Annotated in this window: 23 protein-coding genes; 18 read left to right on the plus strand and 5 right to left on the minus strand. The window is 71.1% G+C overall.

What is annotated here, in order from left to right:
• Positions 1-116: 116 nt before the first annotated feature.
• The 6 genes from ACWF62_RS17595 to ACWF62_RS17620 all read left to right on the plus strand — a co-directional run bounded on the left by ACWF62_RS17595 (position 117) and on the right by ACWF62_RS17620 (position 2,904).
• Positions 117-449: a hypothetical protein gene (locus ACWF62_RS17595; protein ID WP_452630794.1), complete on the plus strand. Its 333-nt coding sequence runs from the start codon at positions 117-119 to the stop codon at positions 447-449.
• A 69-nt stretch (positions 450-518) separates the two neighbouring features.
• Positions 519-1,145 carry a hypothetical protein gene (locus tag ACWF62_RS17600; RefSeq protein WP_452630795.1) on the plus strand — a complete coding sequence of 209 codons (627 nt, stop codon included), beginning with the start codon at positions 519-521 and terminating at the stop codon, positions 1,143-1,145.
• A 64-nt stretch (positions 1,146-1,209) separates the two neighbouring features.
• Positions 1,210-1,578, plus strand: a complete 369-nt coding sequence (locus ACWF62_RS17605; protein WP_452630796.1) for a hypothetical protein — start codon at positions 1,210-1,212, stop codon at positions 1,576-1,578.
• A complete protein-coding gene (locus ACWF62_RS17610) occupies positions 1,575-2,390 on the plus strand; it encodes a hypothetical protein (protein WP_452630797.1) in 816 nt (271 codons plus the stop codon). The genes ACWF62_RS17605 and ACWF62_RS17610 overlap by 4 nt, the downstream gene beginning before the upstream one ends.
• A complete protein-coding gene (locus ACWF62_RS17615; protein WP_452630798.1) occupies positions 2,387-2,644 on the plus strand; it encodes a WhiB family transcriptional regulator in 258 nt (85 codons plus the stop codon). Before ACWF62_RS17610 ends, ACWF62_RS17615 begins: the two co-directional genes overlap by 4 nt.
• Complete coding sequence (locus tag ACWF62_RS17620; RefSeq protein ID WP_375879726.1) at positions 2,641-2,904, plus strand: WhiB family transcriptional regulator; 264 nt, start codon at positions 2,641-2,643, stop codon at positions 2,902-2,904. The genes ACWF62_RS17615 and ACWF62_RS17620 overlap by 4 nt, the downstream gene beginning before the upstream one ends.
• Positions 2,905-2,954: 50 nt before the next feature.
• Here the strand turns inward: ACWF62_RS17620 and ACWF62_RS17625 are convergent, their stop codons facing one another.
• Complete coding sequence (locus ACWF62_RS17625; protein WP_375879725.1) at positions 2,955-3,158, minus strand: hypothetical protein; 204 nt, start codon at positions 3,156-3,158, stop codon at positions 2,955-2,957.
• Positions 3,159-3,868: 710 nt separating this feature from the next.
• Here ACWF62_RS17625 and ACWF62_RS17630 point away from each other — a divergent pair.
• The 10 genes from ACWF62_RS17630 (at position 3,869) to ACWF62_RS17675 (ending at position 11,499) form a co-directional block, all read left to right on the plus strand.
• The gene (locus ACWF62_RS17630) at positions 3,869-4,144 is read left to right on the plus strand and encodes a hypothetical protein (RefSeq protein ID WP_452630800.1); all 276 of its coding nucleotides are present in this window, start codon (positions 3,869-3,871) and stop codon (positions 4,142-4,144) included.
• On the plus strand, positions 4,144-5,484 hold the full coding sequence (locus tag ACWF62_RS17635; RefSeq protein ID WP_452630801.1) for a DnaB-like helicase N-terminal domain-containing protein: 1,341 nt from the start codon (positions 4,144-4,146) through the stop codon (positions 5,482-5,484). The genes ACWF62_RS17630 and ACWF62_RS17635 overlap by 1 nt, the downstream gene beginning before the upstream one ends.
• Before the next feature lie 103 nt (positions 5,485-5,587).
• On the plus strand, positions 5,588-6,577 hold the full coding sequence (locus tag ACWF62_RS17640) for a DNA cytosine methyltransferase (protein WP_452630802.1): 990 nt from the start codon (positions 5,588-5,590) through the stop codon (positions 6,575-6,577).
• Between the two features lie 190 nt (positions 6,578-6,767).
• A complete protein-coding gene (locus ACWF62_RS17645; RefSeq protein ID WP_452630803.1) occupies positions 6,768-6,914 on the plus strand; it encodes a hypothetical protein in 147 nt (48 codons plus the stop codon).
• Entirely contained in the window at positions 6,914-7,882 is a 969-nt protein-coding gene (locus tag ACWF62_RS17650; RefSeq protein WP_452630804.1) for a DNA-methyltransferase, read from the plus strand. The genes ACWF62_RS17645 and ACWF62_RS17650 overlap by 1 nt, the downstream gene beginning before the upstream one ends.
• An 80-nt stretch (positions 7,883-7,962) precedes the next feature.
• Positions 7,963-8,448, plus strand: coding sequence for a hypothetical protein (locus tag ACWF62_RS17655; RefSeq protein WP_452630805.1), 486 nt, complete (start codon positions 7,963-7,965; stop codon positions 8,446-8,448).
• Between the two features lie 32 nt (positions 8,449-8,480).
• A complete protein-coding gene (locus ACWF62_RS17660; RefSeq protein WP_452630806.1) occupies positions 8,481-8,879 on the plus strand; it encodes an FDXHR family putative zinc-binding protein in 399 nt (132 codons plus the stop codon).
• Between the two features lie 72 nt (positions 8,880-8,951).
• On the plus strand, positions 8,952-9,560 hold the full coding sequence (locus ACWF62_RS17665) for a hypothetical protein (RefSeq protein WP_452630807.1): 609 nt from the start codon (positions 8,952-8,954) through the stop codon (positions 9,558-9,560).
• Positions 9,561-9,893: 333 nt separating this feature from the next.
• Positions 9,894-10,703 carry a phage antirepressor KilAC domain-containing protein gene (locus ACWF62_RS17670; protein ID WP_452630808.1) on the plus strand — a complete coding sequence of 270 codons (810 nt, stop codon included), beginning with the start codon at positions 9,894-9,896 and terminating at the stop codon, positions 10,701-10,703.
• A 520-nt stretch (positions 10,704-11,223) separates the two neighbouring features.
• Positions 11,224-11,499 (plus strand): hypothetical protein, encoded by a 276-nt coding sequence (locus ACWF62_RS17675; protein WP_452630809.1) that lies wholly within the window; start codon positions 11,224-11,226, stop codon positions 11,497-11,499.
• 169 nt (positions 11,500-11,668) lie between these two features.
• Here the strand turns inward: ACWF62_RS17675 and ACWF62_RS17680 are convergent, their stop codons facing one another.
• Complete coding sequence (locus ACWF62_RS17680) at positions 11,669-12,334, minus strand: hypothetical protein (protein ID WP_452630811.1); 666 nt, start codon at positions 12,332-12,334, stop codon at positions 11,669-11,671.
• Positions 12,324-12,536, minus strand: a complete 213-nt coding sequence (locus tag ACWF62_RS17685) for a hypothetical protein (RefSeq protein WP_376914035.1) — start codon at positions 12,534-12,536, stop codon at positions 12,324-12,326. Before ACWF62_RS17685 ends, ACWF62_RS17680 begins: the two co-directional genes overlap by 11 nt.
• Before the next feature lie 178 nt (positions 12,537-12,714).
• Here ACWF62_RS17685 and ACWF62_RS17690 point away from each other — a divergent pair, with 178 nt between their 5' ends.
• Positions 12,715-13,209 carry a hypothetical protein gene (locus ACWF62_RS17690; RefSeq protein WP_452630812.1) on the plus strand — a complete coding sequence of 165 codons (495 nt, stop codon included), beginning with the start codon at positions 12,715-12,717 and terminating at the stop codon, positions 13,207-13,209.
• Positions 13,210-13,292: 83 nt separating this feature from the next.
• On the opposite strand, the gene ACWF62_RS17695 is transcribed toward ACWF62_RS17690, so the two are convergent.
• Entirely contained in the window at positions 13,293-13,808 is a 516-nt protein-coding gene (locus ACWF62_RS17695) for a hypothetical protein (protein ID WP_452630813.1), read from the minus strand.
• 67 nt (positions 13,809-13,875) lie between these two features.
• Positions 13,876-14,697 carry a hypothetical protein gene (locus tag ACWF62_RS17700; protein WP_452630814.1) on the minus strand — a complete coding sequence of 274 codons (822 nt, stop codon included), beginning with the start codon at positions 14,695-14,697 and terminating at the stop codon, positions 13,876-13,878.
• Positions 14,698-14,829: 132 nt separating this feature from the next.
• Between ACWF62_RS17700 and ACWF62_RS17705 the strand changes: the two genes are divergently transcribed.
• Complete coding sequence (locus ACWF62_RS17705) at positions 14,830-15,333, plus strand: helix-turn-helix transcriptional regulator (protein WP_452630815.1); 504 nt, start codon at positions 14,830-14,832, stop codon at positions 15,331-15,333.

Below are 15,333 nucleotides of genomic sequence, written 5' to 3' on the forward strand. Positions count from 1 at the left end.
GGGGGGGCCCCCCCCCCCTTCGCCCCCCCCACCACCCCCTGTCCCTGCGGGGGGCCCCCCCCCCCCCCCCCCCGGGACCCCCAACCACCCAGCAGCACCCATCTGAGGAGACATCCATGCAGCACGACATCGTCGTCCGCGGCATCGCGCACACCGTAGAGGCCACCGAACCGGCGCCCGGCCTGCGCGCCTACCTCCTGCCCGAGGAGCACCGGGTCGACATGGGCTACAACGCCCGCCTCGGCCACCACACCGGGCCTTACATCGCCCGCTTCGAGCACATCACGGAGGCCGAGGCCGCCGGACGCCTCATCGGACCGCTCGCCGACTGGACGAAGGCCCGCGGGGATCTGATCTCGCTGGAACTCGGCAAGCAGGTCACCGCCGTCATCGAGCACCAGACCCACGGCGTGATGGGCGCTCCCCTCACCGACGCCCCGTCCCGCTGAACACAACGCCGCCCCTCGCCATGACAGCTGGCGAGGGGCGGCACCCCAACCGTACCCGGAGGTACACCCATGAACGTCTCAGCCACCGACCTGGCCGCCGCCCTCGCCACCGTCACCCCCCACGCCGGACGGCCCTGGCCGACCATCAACATCGAGCGGACCACCGACACCCTCTACCTCGCCGCCAGCGACGGACGCACCGTCGCGGTCGCCCGCATCCCCCACCTCCCCGCCGCCCCCGGATGGGCCCGCCACATCAGCGTCTACAGCGCCACGTCGGTCACGTCATGGCTGGATGACCTCGTGACGGTCACCGTGACCCTCAACGCCGTGCCCGCCACCGGCACCGAGGCGATCACCTTCACCTCCGGCCACGCCGTCATGCACCTTGGCTGCATCAAGGCCGACGCGGACCTGCCGTGGCGCCGGGCGATCGGCGACGCCCTCCGCAGCCACGCCGCAGTCGGCCGCCGCGAAGTGCTGGCGCTGAACACTGCGCTCCTCGCCCGGTGGGAGTCGGCCGGACGAGACCTAGAGGTCATCCCCGGACCGGCCGGCGCGCCGATGATCCTGCGCGGCCCCGACGTCATCGGCATGCAAATGCCCATGACCGCGTCCGGAGACGACGCGGTGACCACCGCCGCCGCGACCGCCGACGCCTGGGCCGACGCCCTCTTCACCGCCACCACCCGCTGACCCATCACCCGCTGACCCACCGAAGGGCCGCCCCACCCAGGGGCGGCCCCGGAAGGAGCACCCAGTGACCCGCCAGACACCCGCCGAACGCCTCGCCGCCAGCAGCCGCGACCAGCTGCTCGCCGACATCACCGCCCGCTCCGACTGGGACCAGCACCTCGTCGAGCAGGCCGTCCTCATCTACGGCCTGGAGCACGCCGAATGGTCCTGCAACTCGCTGCGGGAACTCCTGCCGCCGCTCGCCGCCGGCTACCTCGGCGCAGCCATCAACTCGCTCCGGACCGCCGGGATCATCGAGCACACCGGCCGCATGGTCCCCTCCACCAGCCCCACCACCCACGGCCACCGCATAGCGATCTGGCGCCTCTCCCTCAAGGGCCACATCATCGCCGCCGCCCGGCCGACCGCGACCGCCGGGGAGGTGGCGGCGTGAGCACCCCGACCCGGCCCGCACCCCCGCACGGCACCGAAGGCCGCTACAAGGGCAGCCAGACCCGCCCCCCGTGCCACTGCCCCCGCTGCACCCGCGCCAGCTACCTCGCCAACATCCGCCGCGCCCGCATCCGCGCCGAACACGGCGGCAACCGCATCAGCCGCGACGCCCTCCTCCCACACGTCGACGCCCTCCTCGCCACCGGCATGAGCCGCAGCGCCATCGCCCGCGCCGCCGACGTCTCCGTCTCCACCATCTGCTACATCAAGAACGGCCAGTCCAACGGCTGCCAGCGCGACCAGGCCCTGCGCATCCTCGCCGTCCAGCCCGGCCAAGGCGTCCGCCAACTCGACGCCACCGGCACCATCCGCCGCATCCGAGCCCTGTACGCCATCGGCCACGGCCAGCAGGCCATCGCCGACGCCGCCGGAATCGAGCGGTACTACGTCTCCCGCCTCATCGGCGACGCCCCCCTGCGCGTCAGCTCCAGGCTCGCCGAGCAGATCGCCCGCGCCTACCGCACCCTCAGCCGGACCCCCGGCAACTCCAAGCGCGCCGCCACCCGCGCCCGCCGCGAAGGCTGGCACTCCCCGGCCGCCTGGGACGGCGACGCGATCGACGACCCCTGCGCCCTCCCCGAGCGCGACAGCGGACACGACGCCCTCACCCGCGACGAACTCGGCGCCCTGCGACGCCAGGAGATCGCCCACCTCGCCGGCGGCGGGGAGAGCCGCCAGGAAATCGCACGCCGCCTCGGCATGGCCCCCGGCCACGTCCGCGACATCCTCCGAGACCTCAGGAGCGCCGCATGACCAGCACCTGGATCAACGACGCCGCCTGCCGCGGCCAGGACACCGACCTCTGGTTCCCCGGCCCGGCCGGCGACAGCGGAGCCGCAGGCATCCGCATCTGCCAGCAGTGCTCGGTACGGGAGCAATGTCTCGCCGACGCCATGGCCGAAGAACGCGGACTCAGCCGCGAACAGCGACACGGCATCCGCGGCGGACTCACCCGCAAGCAGCGCGCCGAACTCGACCGCAAGACATCCCTCGGAGAAGCCGCATGACCACCGCCGACTGGACGCACCACGCCGCCTGCGCCAGCACCGACCAGCCCGACATCTGGTTCCTCGAAGGCACCAGCGAAGGCCGCGCAGCCGCAGCCATCTGCCGACGCCAGTGCCCCGTCGCGCTCGCCTGCCTGGTCGCCGCCTTGGAGGAAGAGGCCGGCACCCCCGCCCCGCATCGGTTCGGCATCCGCGGCGGGCTCCTCCCCGACGAGCGCTACCGCATCCACATCGGCCGCCGCGTCACCACCGCCGCATGACGAAGGGGCGGCCCGCGGGCCGCCCCAGGAAGAGAGAGGGGGAAGAGGTGTCAGGAGGACTTCGGGGCGGGCGCGATCTTCGCGACCCACTCCCGGGTGAAGCCGGTCAGCTTGGCCATGTGCGACGGTCCCTTGCCCTCGGCACGGCCGCGAACGAGCAGGTCGCGCAGCTCCCGGTCGGCCTCCTGGAAGGCCGTCTCCGCCGCAGTACGTCGCTCCGCCGCCGCCTGAATCTCCGTGTCGAGGGTGTCCATGGCGTACATGGTGCCACGTCACGTCGCGATCGCGCTACGCGATCGCGCATGGAGGTCGCGAACCGCGATCGCGAACGCTATTCTCATTCATGGGTCGAACGGATCAACACCCGCTGAGAGCGGGCCTGTCCGCCATGCCCAGAACCACCCGCAAACGAGAGAAGGAGCCAATGGGCTACGAGCTGCGCCGCCAGCTGCGCGAGGTCCTGGGGCCGACCATCACCGGCCTCCAGCGCGCCGTGGCCCTGGAGATCGCGGACGACGCCAACGAGGACACGCGAGAGAGCTGGGCCGCGCTCGATGACCTCGCGCGGTGGACGGGCGCCAAGGACGTCAACGTCGTCCGCAACGCGCTCAAGCGCCTCGGCGCGGCCGGCTGGGAGTTCCGCGTGCCCATCGGAAAAGGGAAAGACGGCCGTCTGCTGTACGCCGTCCCGGGCCGCCGCATGACGTACAAAGTCCCCCATTTTGAAGGGGTAGCCACGGCTCGCCCTTCCACTCAAGGGGTAGCCACGGCTCCTTCCGAAGGAGCGGGGGCTACCCCTTCACCCCCCCAAGGGGGAGCAGGGGCTCCTACACAAGGAGCCACGGCTCCTTCCGAAGGAGCGGGGGCTACCCCCTTCTCCTCATACTCCTCATCTCCTCAGCCAGAAGAGGAGCGCAACAGCGGCGGTCGCTACCCAGCCGAGGTTCTCCCGCTCCTCCACGCCATGAGCGCCAGCGGCCTGAATGTCCGGTGGCCGTTTAAGGGCGACGACTGGTCCCCGATCGTCGCCGTCGTCAAGGAGTGCGGCGTGAAGGCGATGGTCGAACTCGCACATCACGCCGCCGCCAACGCCCGCACCCCGGTGACGAGCGCCAAGTACTTCCTCGGCGGCTGGGGCGAGCTGGCGCCAATGGCCCCCGAGGGCACGCACGTCTACCGGCCCAACGCCCAGCGCCCCGGCCCCACCTACACCAGCCCCGAAGAGAACGGGATCTTCTGATGACCCTTGCCCCCGATGCGTGGAGCGACCTCCACGAACCATCCGCCATGGACGCCGCGTTCGACCGGACCCCGCCGCACGACCCCGCCGCCGAGAAGTCCGTCCTCGGCGCCTGCATCATCAGCCCCCAGGCGTGCCGCGAGGTCCTCGACGTCCTCAACCCGGCCGCTTTCTACAAGCCGGCCCACGAGACGATCTACAACGCGATCGGCCGCATGAGCGCCCACCGCATGCCGATCGACCCCATCACCCTCGCCAAGTACCTCGCCGACTCCGGTGACCTCGCCCGCGTCGGCGGTGCCAGCTACATCTCCCAGCTGGTGATGGCCGTGCCCACCGCGGCAAACGGCGAGTACTACGCCTCGATCATCGAGGACCGCTGGCTGCGCCGCGAGCTGATCAAACTGGGAACGCGGATCGTGCAGATGAGCTACGCCACCGAGGACGCCACCCACGACATCGTCGAGCGCGCCGTCGCCCTCACCCGCGAACTCCGCGACCAGGGCAATTCCACCGAGGACCTTCCCACCGAGGACCTGCTGGACTTCGTGCAGCACGAGGACACCTACGACTGGCTGGTGCCGGACCTGCTGGAGCGCGGCGACCGGCTGATCCTCACCGCCTCCGAGGGCGGCGGGAAGTCCACGCTGCTGCGGCAGATGGCCGTCATGCTCGCCGCCGGCCTCCACCCGTTCACCCAGGAGCACATCGCCCCGCTGAAGGTCCTCGTCCTGGACTGCGAGAACGGCGAGGCCGCCTCCCGCCGCAAGTACCGGCCGCTCCTCAACAGCGCCGAGCGCGCCAAGCACGGGATGCGCCGCGGCCAGTTCCACATCGAGTGCCGCCCCGCCGGCGTCGACCTGACCCGCCCGCAGGACCGGGCCTGGGTGATGCGCCGGGTGGAGCGCCTCATGCCGGACATCCTGATCATCGGCCCCGTCTACCGCCTCCACGCCGGCAACCCCAACGACGAAGAACTCGCCCGCAAGGTGTCCGTCGTGGTGGACGAGGCCCGCGCCACCGCCCGCTGCGCCGTCCTCATGGAAGCCCACTCCCCCCACGGCGGCCCCATGGGGCCCCGCTCCCTGCGCCCCCTCGGCAGCTCGCTGTGGATGCGCTGGCCCGAGTTCGGGTTCGGGCTACGCCCGGTCGAGGACGAGAAGTCCGCCGCCAACTCGGAGGGCTGCCGCGGCCGGCGGGTCCTGCCCTGGCGCGGGATGCGGGATGAGCGGGCGTGGCCGCCGTACCTGCGTGCGGGCGAGAACTGGCCGTGGATCCCGTACACGCCGGTCGACGCCGACAAGTTCACCGGCCACTCCCCGACCGGGGCGATCTGGTGACCGACTCCTGCCCTCGCTGCCGCCACGCCTGGTCCACCAGCTACGACCTGACCGACGACACCCCGCCCCAGCAGTGGGCGGACAACCCCTGGGAGGAAAGCGCGTGAGCGCCTTCGACGCCATCGACCTGTTCGCGGGCCCTGGCGGCTGGGACCTGGCCGCCGCCGGGATGGGGATCCGGGCAGTGGGTCTGGAGTGGGACGCCTCCGCGGTCGCCACCCGCACCGCCGCCGGGCACGCCACGATCCGCACGGACGTTGCCGCCTACCCGACCAGGCCGCTGGCCGGGATCCGGGGGCTGATCGCCTCGCCGGTGTGCCCGCCGTTCGGCCGCTCCGGCAAGCGCCTGGGGATCACCGACATGCCGCTGATCCGGCAGGCCGTCACCGACCTGGCCGCCGGACGCGACACCCGCGCCGAACACGGCGCCGGATGCCTGGATCCGCGCAGCATCCACACCGCCGAGCCGATGCGGTTCGCCGCGGCCCTGCGACCGGAGTGGATCGCGCTGGAGCAGGTCCCGGCGGTGCTGCCGCTGTGGGAGCACTACGCCGCCCTGCTGGCCGGCCTGGGCTACAGCACCGCCGCCGGGGTCCTGGACGCCGCCGACTTCGGGCTGCCGCAGCACCGGCGCCGCGCGGTCCTGATCGCGTCCCGGCTGCACGGGGTGGCGCTGCCCGCGGCGACGCACGGCGGCCCGGGGCAGCCTGCGCTGGTGCCGATGTCCGCGGCCGTCGGCTGGGGCTACACGGCCCGCCCGGCTCCGACGGTGACCGGCGGCGGCACGGCGACGGGCGGCGCGGAGCCGTTCGGCAACGGGTCGCGGCGGGCGATGCGGGCGGCGATGGGCACCGCGGCGTGGGCGGACCGCCCCGGCGGCGGCACCCGGCCGACGCCGCAGGAGTGTGCGCTGCTCCAGGGGTTCCCCGCGGACTACCCGTGGGCGGGCCGCTCAGGCCAGCGCTATCTCCAGGCCGGCAACGCGGTTCCGCCGCCGCTCGCGCAGGCCGTGCTGACCGCGGCTACCACCCCCGCCGTCCCGCAGCCCGGTGAACAGCTGGCGCTGGACTCCGTGCTGGCGGTGGCCCGGTGACCCCGGCCCGCTGCCGCCAGTGCAGCCGCCCGCTGCGCCGCCCGGCCCGGGACGGCCTGGGCCCGGTGTGCCGCCGCCGCGCGTTCGCCCCGGTGCTGCTGGTGCCGGTGCCCGACGGCACGCCCGGCCACGTCCCCGGCCAGACCGCCCTGCCCCTCGTCCCGTATCAGCCCAGCCTTTGGAGCCTGTGATGACCGAACCCAGGACCGTGATCGTCCACTGCCCCGATCCGGAGTGCACCTGGTCCGCCCCATCCTTCCCCAGCGAGCGCGCCCGCGATCTCCGCGTCGGCGAGCACCTTTACGACTGCCACCCCCACGAGGAGGACGACGAGTGATGCCGACCCCGACCGAGTACTACCGCGACGAGCAGGTCACCCTGCTCCTCGGCGACGCCCTGAAGACGCTGCGCACCCTGCCCGCCAGCAGCGTGGACTGCGTCGTCACCAGCCCGCCGTACTACGGGCTCCGGGACTACGGCACGTCCGGCCAATACGGGCTGGAGGCGACGCCCGCGGACTACGTCGCCACCATGACCGCAGTGTTCGCCGAGGCCCGCCGCGTGCTGGCCGCCGACGGCACGCTGTGGCTCAACCTCGGCGACAGCTACAGCGGCCCGTCGGGGCCGCCGGACGACCAGACCATCAACTCAAGGCGGGCTGGCACCAGCGACGCGAAGGCTCGTGCGATGGGTGGGCGAGGCCGGCCCCGCAAAGCCGACCTGCCGGCAAAGTCCTTGCTCGGCATTCCCTGGCGCGTGGCGCTGGCGCTACAGGACGACGGGTGGATCCTGCGCAACGACATCGTGTGGCACAAGCCCAACGCTATGCCGGAGTCGGTGCGTGACCGCGTAGGCAGCCGGCACGAGCACCTGTTCATGCTCGCCAAGAGCGCCCGGTACCACTTCGACCTCGACGCGATCCGCGAGCCGCACGCGGCTCCCACCCGGCGGGTCGGCGCCAACGCCTTTCGCGCCCGGAACGTGAATCACGAGCGCTCCGCAACTGGCTCGTACACGGGCCCCAACGTGGAGCGCGGTCGAAACCCGGGCGATGTCTGGTCAGTGGCCACCCGCCCGTATCCGGCGGCCCACTTCGCGGTGTGGCCGATCGACATCCCGACCCGCTGCATCAAGGCCGGCGCTCGGGTCGGCGGGACAGTCCTCGACCCGTTCAGCGGCAGCGGAACTACGGGCGCCGCCGCCCGCCGTCTCGGACGTCGGTACATCGGCATCGACCTGTCCGCGGACTACCACGATCTCGCCGTCGATCGCTTCGCCCAGGGCGTGCTCGACATCGGCGCATGACCGCAACGCAGGACGCCCGGCCTGTCGTAACCAGGCCGGGCGCCCGCCCAGACAACCACAACCCTGACCCGGAGGACCACATGACCGACCTGGATCACCTGCTGGACCGCGCCCGCCGTGGCGTGCTGCTGCCGGAGGAGGCCGACTGGCTCGCCGAGCGGGTGCGCGAACTCGCCGACGCCCGGCAGCGGTACGGACGCGCCCTCGACCGCGCGCACGCCCTGGCTGACGACCTGGACGGCCCCGGCTCCATCGACCGCACGGAGGCCGCCGGGCTGCTGCGGGATGTGCTGGACGTCCGGCCCGGGGTGTGGCGGCAGACGCCCGCCCTCGCCGCTGTGGCCCCGTCCGCGCCCCTGAGCGGCCCTGTGGCGACCTCGGGGCCCCTCGCCGGTCCCGAGCGGCACCCCGGGGGGTCAACGGCCCGTCAGGCGGGCGCTGAGGGGCGCGAGATGCGCATGGCCGTCGAGGCCGCACCGCCGCTCTCCGCCGCCCCGGGCGCTGTGCGCCCTTCTCCCGGGCTCGTGCCGACATCGGGACGCGCTCAGGCTCCCGATCGCTCCTGACCAAAACTCTTCCCGCTAGAAAGGGCAATTCCTTGGATACCCTCACCCCCGCCATCGCCCCGCCGAAGAACGCGATCTGGCACGGCGCGTGCGGCCAGTGGTGGACCGGCGCCCAGCGCGCCCACGCCAGTTGCTGCCACCGCACGTTCAGCTCCCTGTCCGCCTTCGATCGGCACCGCAAGGGCCTCACCTGCAACGACCCCGCCGAAGTCGGCCTCGTCGCCCGGCCGAAGCCGTTCGGCGAACTGTGGGGATGGCCCGCCCCCGAAGGCGGCTACGCCGGGATCCACGCCGACGAATCCGCCGCCGAGCCCGACTGCGACCGCTGCGACGACACCGGACTCGACCCGGACGCGTACACCGAACACCCCTCCGAGAAAGGCACCGCCTACCGCCCCGAGCCGTGCCGGGACTGCTCCGGCGCCAACTGACCCCCCACGCCTCACCCTCCGGGGCCGCCTCCAGCCGGGCGGCCCCACCCCGCACCTGCACGAGGAGCCTCCGTGGACCACATCCCCGCCTGCGTCGCCTGCACCCGGCCGCTGCCCGCCTGGGACCAGCAGCGGTTCGCGTGCGACGGCTGCCAGCAGCAGCTCGCCGACGCGCTCGCCGAACTCCCCGGCCTGTACGGACAGCTGGACATCGTGCCCGGCCGGGGCGGTCCCCGCGTCGGCTCCCTGCACACCGCCGCCGCCAGCCGCCCGCCGATCGACCTCGGCGTCATCGACCTCCGCGCCCAGGTGCACGGCGTGCTCGCCTCCTGGGTGCGGGACTGGGCCGAGTCCGGCGCCGGCGACGCCCCGGAGTGGCCGGCCACCGAGACCGCCCGCGTCGCCGCCGCCTGCCGGTGGCTCCGGTGGCGGCTCGACTGGGCGGTCCGGCAGCACCCCGCCGTGGACGAGGCCGTGCGGGAGATCCGCGACGCCCACCGCGCCGTCCGGCTCGCCGTCGAAGGCCGGGACGAGCGGGCCGTGCCGGTGACGTGCGAGTGCGGGGCTGTCCTCCGCGCCACCGTCTCCAGCCGCGGCGCCCGATGCGGCTGCGGACGCGAGTACGGGCGGACGGAGTTGCTCGCGCTGCCGGTCGCGGCGCGGGGGCGGGCGGCGGCGTGACCAGCGATCCAATGTGAAACGGGTGAGGCTGGTGTGGCCCACGTCACCCGGTTGTCATAGATCAACAAACTGTTGCAGTGGCCAATGTTGCGGCGCGGGACTCCCGTCCGGATCGGGTTGGCGAGACGCCTGTCAACAGAACGAGAGAAAATCACACACCGTCAATCTCTGGGGTGGGATTGTCCGTTGCGCCAGGAACAGAAGCACGGGCAGTCACGAACCGCCGGGTACGATGCTCCCCACGGCCCGTCAGATGTGCGAGCCGTCACACAGAAAAGACCCCCGCCGGATCTGCAGTCCGCGGGGGCCTCGAGACAAAGGTGGTTCGTCCTCGTGTCTGAACTCCAGAGTAACCCGCCCGCGCCCGAAAATCACGGTGGGGGCCCCTTCGACACCGGAACGTTCATGTTCCACGGCGACCCGGTGACCGTCCTCACCGACGACCGCGGCAACTGGGCCGTCCTCGGCCAGCTCTGCGCCAACCTCACCCTCGACGCCAACGGCCAGCGCCAGATGATCGAGCGAAACGCCTGGTCAGCGACCCGGACGTGTGTAACGCACGTCCAGCTCCCCGGGGACACGCAGTCCCGCCCCCACTTCCTGGTGCACGAGCGGATCGTCCCGATGTGGCTGGCCAACATCACCGCCAGCCGCATCACCGATGAGAGCAAGCGTGCGAAGGTGGAACGCGCCCAGGTCGAGCTTGCCGACGCCCTGTACGAGTACGTCTCCGCCCGCCGGCCCGTGCGCGAGCCCTCCAAGCTGGAACTCGCCCGCGACCTCGTCGAAGCCCTGGAGGCCCGCGAAAAGCTGGAGGCCACCAACAAGGTCCTCGCACCCAAGGCCGGCAAGTGGGACGCGTTCATGAACGCCGAGGGCCTGATCGGCATGACCGAGCTGGCCGACATCCTCAGCACGAACGTCCGCCAGCTCACCGGCTGGCTCGTCGACCGCGGCATCTACCGCAAGCAGACCTCCGAGCACGGCGGCCGTCGGAACCTCCCCCGCGTCACCTACCGCAACAGCGGCCACTTCGACGTCAAGTTCGAGGAGAAGAACGGCTTCAAGTTCCCCGTCGCCTACGCCACCTCCGAGGGCGTCGACCTCATCGTGGACCTCTGGCCCCAGCAGAACGCCGCCTGACACCCACCACCCCCGGGCCCCCGCCGCACACCGCGGCGGGGGCCTCGTCGTGCCCTCCCCGCGGGGATGAAGCCGACACGATCGATGTCCGGGTCGCCCACCATGGCGCTCGCCCTACTACGCGGGGATGAAGCCAGGGAGTTGATGATCCAGAAAATGGCGCCGGACTGGATCCCTGCGGGCGGGGGGATAAAGAAGGGCGGTGGATTCTTGTCCCTAATCTATTTCGCTCGCACTCGGACTATTCGGCGTCGCCCCCATCATTACGGCGGGACAGCCCAGAGGGGAAAAACAGCAGGTCAGATGGGTTGCGTGTCGAATCAGCCAGGCGGCGGAGAGCAGCATTATGGGGCGTGAGAGATGCACGCAAGCAGGTGATTTGACGGTCACTCAGGGCGCGTGCAAGATTAATTTTCCGCAGCGCAAAGCCCTTCCGGATAACCGGAAGGGCTGCGCAAGGCGTGGCTGCGGAAATTAATTGGGATCAACCACCCGCCACCGACAGAGGAGACCCCTGACCATGAGAAGACTGATCAAACCCGGGCCCGCTGGGCCCGCTGGGCCCGCTGGGCCCCGTCAGCCGCCTGGCCCCGGTGCGACCACCGGCTTGCCCGATCCCGGTGATCCGTGGCACCCGGGCACCTGGGCGGCGCGCGCGGAGATGCTGCTGCTGCGTCTCGCCGCGACGGCCTGCCTCGACGGGCTCACCGGTGACATGGACGCCTGGGTCGATGGCCTGGCAGCGGGTATGCTCCTGGTCAGGTCCTGGGCCATGGCCCGTCACGACCAGAGCTGACCTCTGACGGCGACTGGGCCAGGCCAGGTCGCCGCCGTTTCCCCGCATAGGCGGGGGTGTTTCCGATGGTGGCGGGGCGGAGTAGCCGGAGAGGGCCAACTCCCTGCGTATGCGGGGGTGTGCAATGACGGCCCGGGGCCTCTCAGCTGCCAGGCCGTTCTTCGTTGTCTCACGCCCCCTCGGGCGCCTGCTCCCGGATGAAATCCTCCGCCACGGCGGTGTCACGGCGCATCGCCGCGCGCAACTGGCTCCGGTGGAACTGGTCCCGTCCGGACTTCACAATCTCCTGCCACCCGGGCCTGCCGTCCGTCAGCCGCTCCTGGACGAGGAACTCGATGATGTCCTCCAGGCACGGCCGGAACCGGCTCCCGCCCACCGGGAAGTGGAGCTTCTCCAAGGGCCGCTTCTCATCACCCTCGCGGTTGAGGATCTCCAGGGCTGGCGACGCGCCGTACACCTGGATGTGCGCCGAGGTGTAGTGCTCCTTGTCCCGCTCGTAGTCGAAGTGGCACAGGCAGGTCTCCAGCGCGGCGTCGGCGAAGATCCCGCAGTAGGAGCTGTGCACCATCAGGTACTTCTGCTCCTCGTCCATGCGTACCTGGTACGACAGGTTCATCCAGATCCGCGGCTTCTTCTTGGTGATCCCCAGCGGAAAGCCCGTCGGCTGCGTGGTGTTCGCCGCGCTCAGGCCGCTGCCGACGGTGAACACCGGGCCGACGGGCGAGGTGGGCCGCAGCGCGGCTTTCAGCTTCACGTGCTGGGCGATGGTGCTGTTGAGAGAATCCTGGAGCTGCCGGGCGAAGCCGCGCGCCAGGGAGGACAGGTCAGCGGGCAATGGTCCCGCCGATGGACACCCACAGAGCGTGCGCGCGGGCAGAGGAGAAGTCTCGCTGCTCGGCTTGCTGGGCCAGCTCCTCGTAGGTGAGCCCTAACGCAGCCAGGGACTCCATGGCCTGCGATCGGAAGTCCTCGTCCGACACGATGATCACGTCGTCATCATCGTGTTCGGGTGCCCACTGCTCAACTAACACGGTCATCGCGTACCCCCACGCGCTCAACGCCGCCCTGTCTCGGGCAGCGAACTGACACTGTGTCGGAACCGCTGACGCATCTGCAAGATGTATGCCCGGAAAGTGATCAGAAGTACCCCGCAGGGATGAACCAGCTTGACCCCAGCGGCCCCAGGCCCATCGTCCCACCCGGCACAATCACCGGGTGACCGCGTTGGAGTTCATAGTCGAGATGCAGTGGACGTTCCTGCTGCTCATCATCCTGGTCGTCCTGGTCGTGGCGATGATCCGCAGCAAGGGTTTCCGGGAGGCCGCCCTGAACCGCCGGTGGAAGGTCGGCCCCAGCGGGCTGGAGGTGGAGCCCATCACGCCGGCCGCCTTGCAGGCCGCCACCGCGACGGACGAAGAGATCACAGCAGTGGCCGGTGACGACGAGGTCGACGTCACCACGTTCCGCCGCGAAGCCGTCGAGGAGTTGATGCGCACCGGGGCCCACTGGGGCTGGTACCAGGCGCAGATGGGGTTCAAGAACCCGCCGGACCCGGTGATCATGTGGCACGAAGACGGCAGTCCTGAGATCAAGTTCGGCGTCGGGTCCGCGCCGAACCGGGACTCCCAGCTGGAGCGCTGGCTGATCCAGCACCGCAACCGAACCGTGCACCGCCGCCCAGACGGCCAGAACGGCGACCTCCTCCCCTGACCGCGGCCCCGCCCACCCGGGCGGGGCCGTGGCCGTGCCTCAGCCCGTCACCTCCATCCAGCGCGGCGGCGGCAGGGGGACGGCTACTCGCGGCCGGCGTAGATCTCCCGCACCCGCGCGGAGATCAACTCGTGGGCCCGTTCCATGGGGCCCTTCAGGTCCATGAAGCTGACGACAGGCTTGTCGCCGGTGGGCCGCCGCTCCCAACTCTCCGCCGCCGCCATCGTCTCCCGCAGCTCCTCGACGGCGGCGCGCACCTCGTCGGACAGGAGGTAGCCGCTCTGCGCACGCACTGCTCCCGTCGCGCCTTGAAGCCGAGCATCCGCCTCGCTGGGAAACTCCTCGCCGTACTTGAGGCACTGCTCCATACCCACCGCGAAGCCCCGCAGCGCCTGGTGCGCGTCCCGCAGCAGTTCGCCGACCTCGACCAGGTGCTTCAGCTCGAACTCTTCGCGGCGCTCACGTACCGCCGCCGCCCGCTCAGCCGCCCGGGCGTCACGCTCCCTGCGACTCTCCTGCCGCACGCCGATGTAGTCCCGGGCGAAGGCCGCCACGGCGCCGAGGACGAACGTGACGAGCGGTACCAACCATTCAGCCATCCCGGGAGGCTACCCAGCTGGACACGACGAAGCGCCCCACCGGGATGGTGGGGCGCTCCGCGTTCGGCTACGCGCCGATCGCCTGCTGGCCGCCGTGCTCGAACGCGGCGATCGTCTCGGCCAGCTCGGAGTACACCAGCTCCAGCAGCGGCCGGTCCTCCTCGCTGTACACCGCGACCTTCTCGATCCGCGAGCCCGCCGGGCCCGGGATCTTCTCCGGACGCCGCCCGTGGACCTTCAGGTACCGGTTGGAGACCCGGGCGCCGAAGCTCGACTGGAACCGGCTGACGGTCTTCGGCTTGTGGCCCTTCTCCGCGAGGAACGTCGCCGCGTACAGCGGCGTCTCGCCCGGCTCCAGCTCCGGGCGCTCGCCCATCACCCGCGCCAGGATGATCTTCCCCGTGGCGGTGGCATAGGACTCCGGCAGCACCGGCCTCAGGATCGTCAGGATCTCCGCCTGCTCCCGGTGCGGCAGCGGCCCGGCCGCCGCCAGCTCACGAGGCGCCGGCACGACGGCCGCCACCTCCGCCTCCCGGGTGCGCACCGCGAAGTACACCCGCGCGTGGGCCACGGCCTCCTTCGTGTCGTCCCCGGCCATGGCGGTCAGGTAGGCGCCGAAGCGCGTCAGGCGGAAGTCCACCCCGGCCGGGCCGCGACTCCCAGAAACCTTGCGCATCTCCGCAAAGTTTCCGTCGGCCGCGTCCTCGCCCTGGACGAGGGCGAGAGATGCCTTGGCCTTGTTGATGACGGTGGCGAAGTCCCGCCACTGCGCGTAGTCCATCACCGGCTGAAGCTCCCGCCCCAGCCAGTGCTCCGACCCATCCAGGTCGACGTGCCGAAGGGCATCGAACGGGGACTCACTGCTTGGTGAGACCATGGTTGTGGTCACTCGAATCTCCTGTCACGGATTGCAGGGCTGACCCTCGGCCCACACCCGGGTGCCACCGGGTGTGGGCCAACACATACGTTAGACACTCGTTGGTCATTGCGCAACGACGGTACGACGATGCAGAATGTTGGCATGGACGAGACCTGGGACTACGACGCGCTGGCTCGAGCCATCCGCGACGCCCGACTTGCTACCGGAATGACACAAGTCGATCTGGCCGCTGCGGCGGGAGTGTCCAGGTCGAGCCTCGCGGCGCTTGAGACGGGCCGGCGCCCGCTCGGCCGTCTGCCCGTATCGCTCAAGAGCGTCACCCGCGCCCTCGGCTGGCCAAGCGATCGCGCCATGCAGATCCTCCAAGGCGAGGAGGACATCGAAGGGCACCAGGCGGATGCGCCTGAGAGTGCGGGCCTCCCTCTGAAGGTCTCCCGCGCCCTCGCCGACGGCGAACTTGTCGATACCGGAGTGATCGACATGATGGCTTACGACGCCGACCGGCAGTCCTGGATGGTGTTCGCAGTGAAACGTGCGCCGGGAAGTCCCGGGGTCGACGAAGACATCGACCTCGCAAGGCACCTCACGGAAGCCATTCGGGAGGCTGCGGCGGAATGGGCCGAGAAGAAGCAGGAAGCGCGCTAA

Source organism: Rhodococcus sp. NPDC054953 (assembly GCF_053609225.1).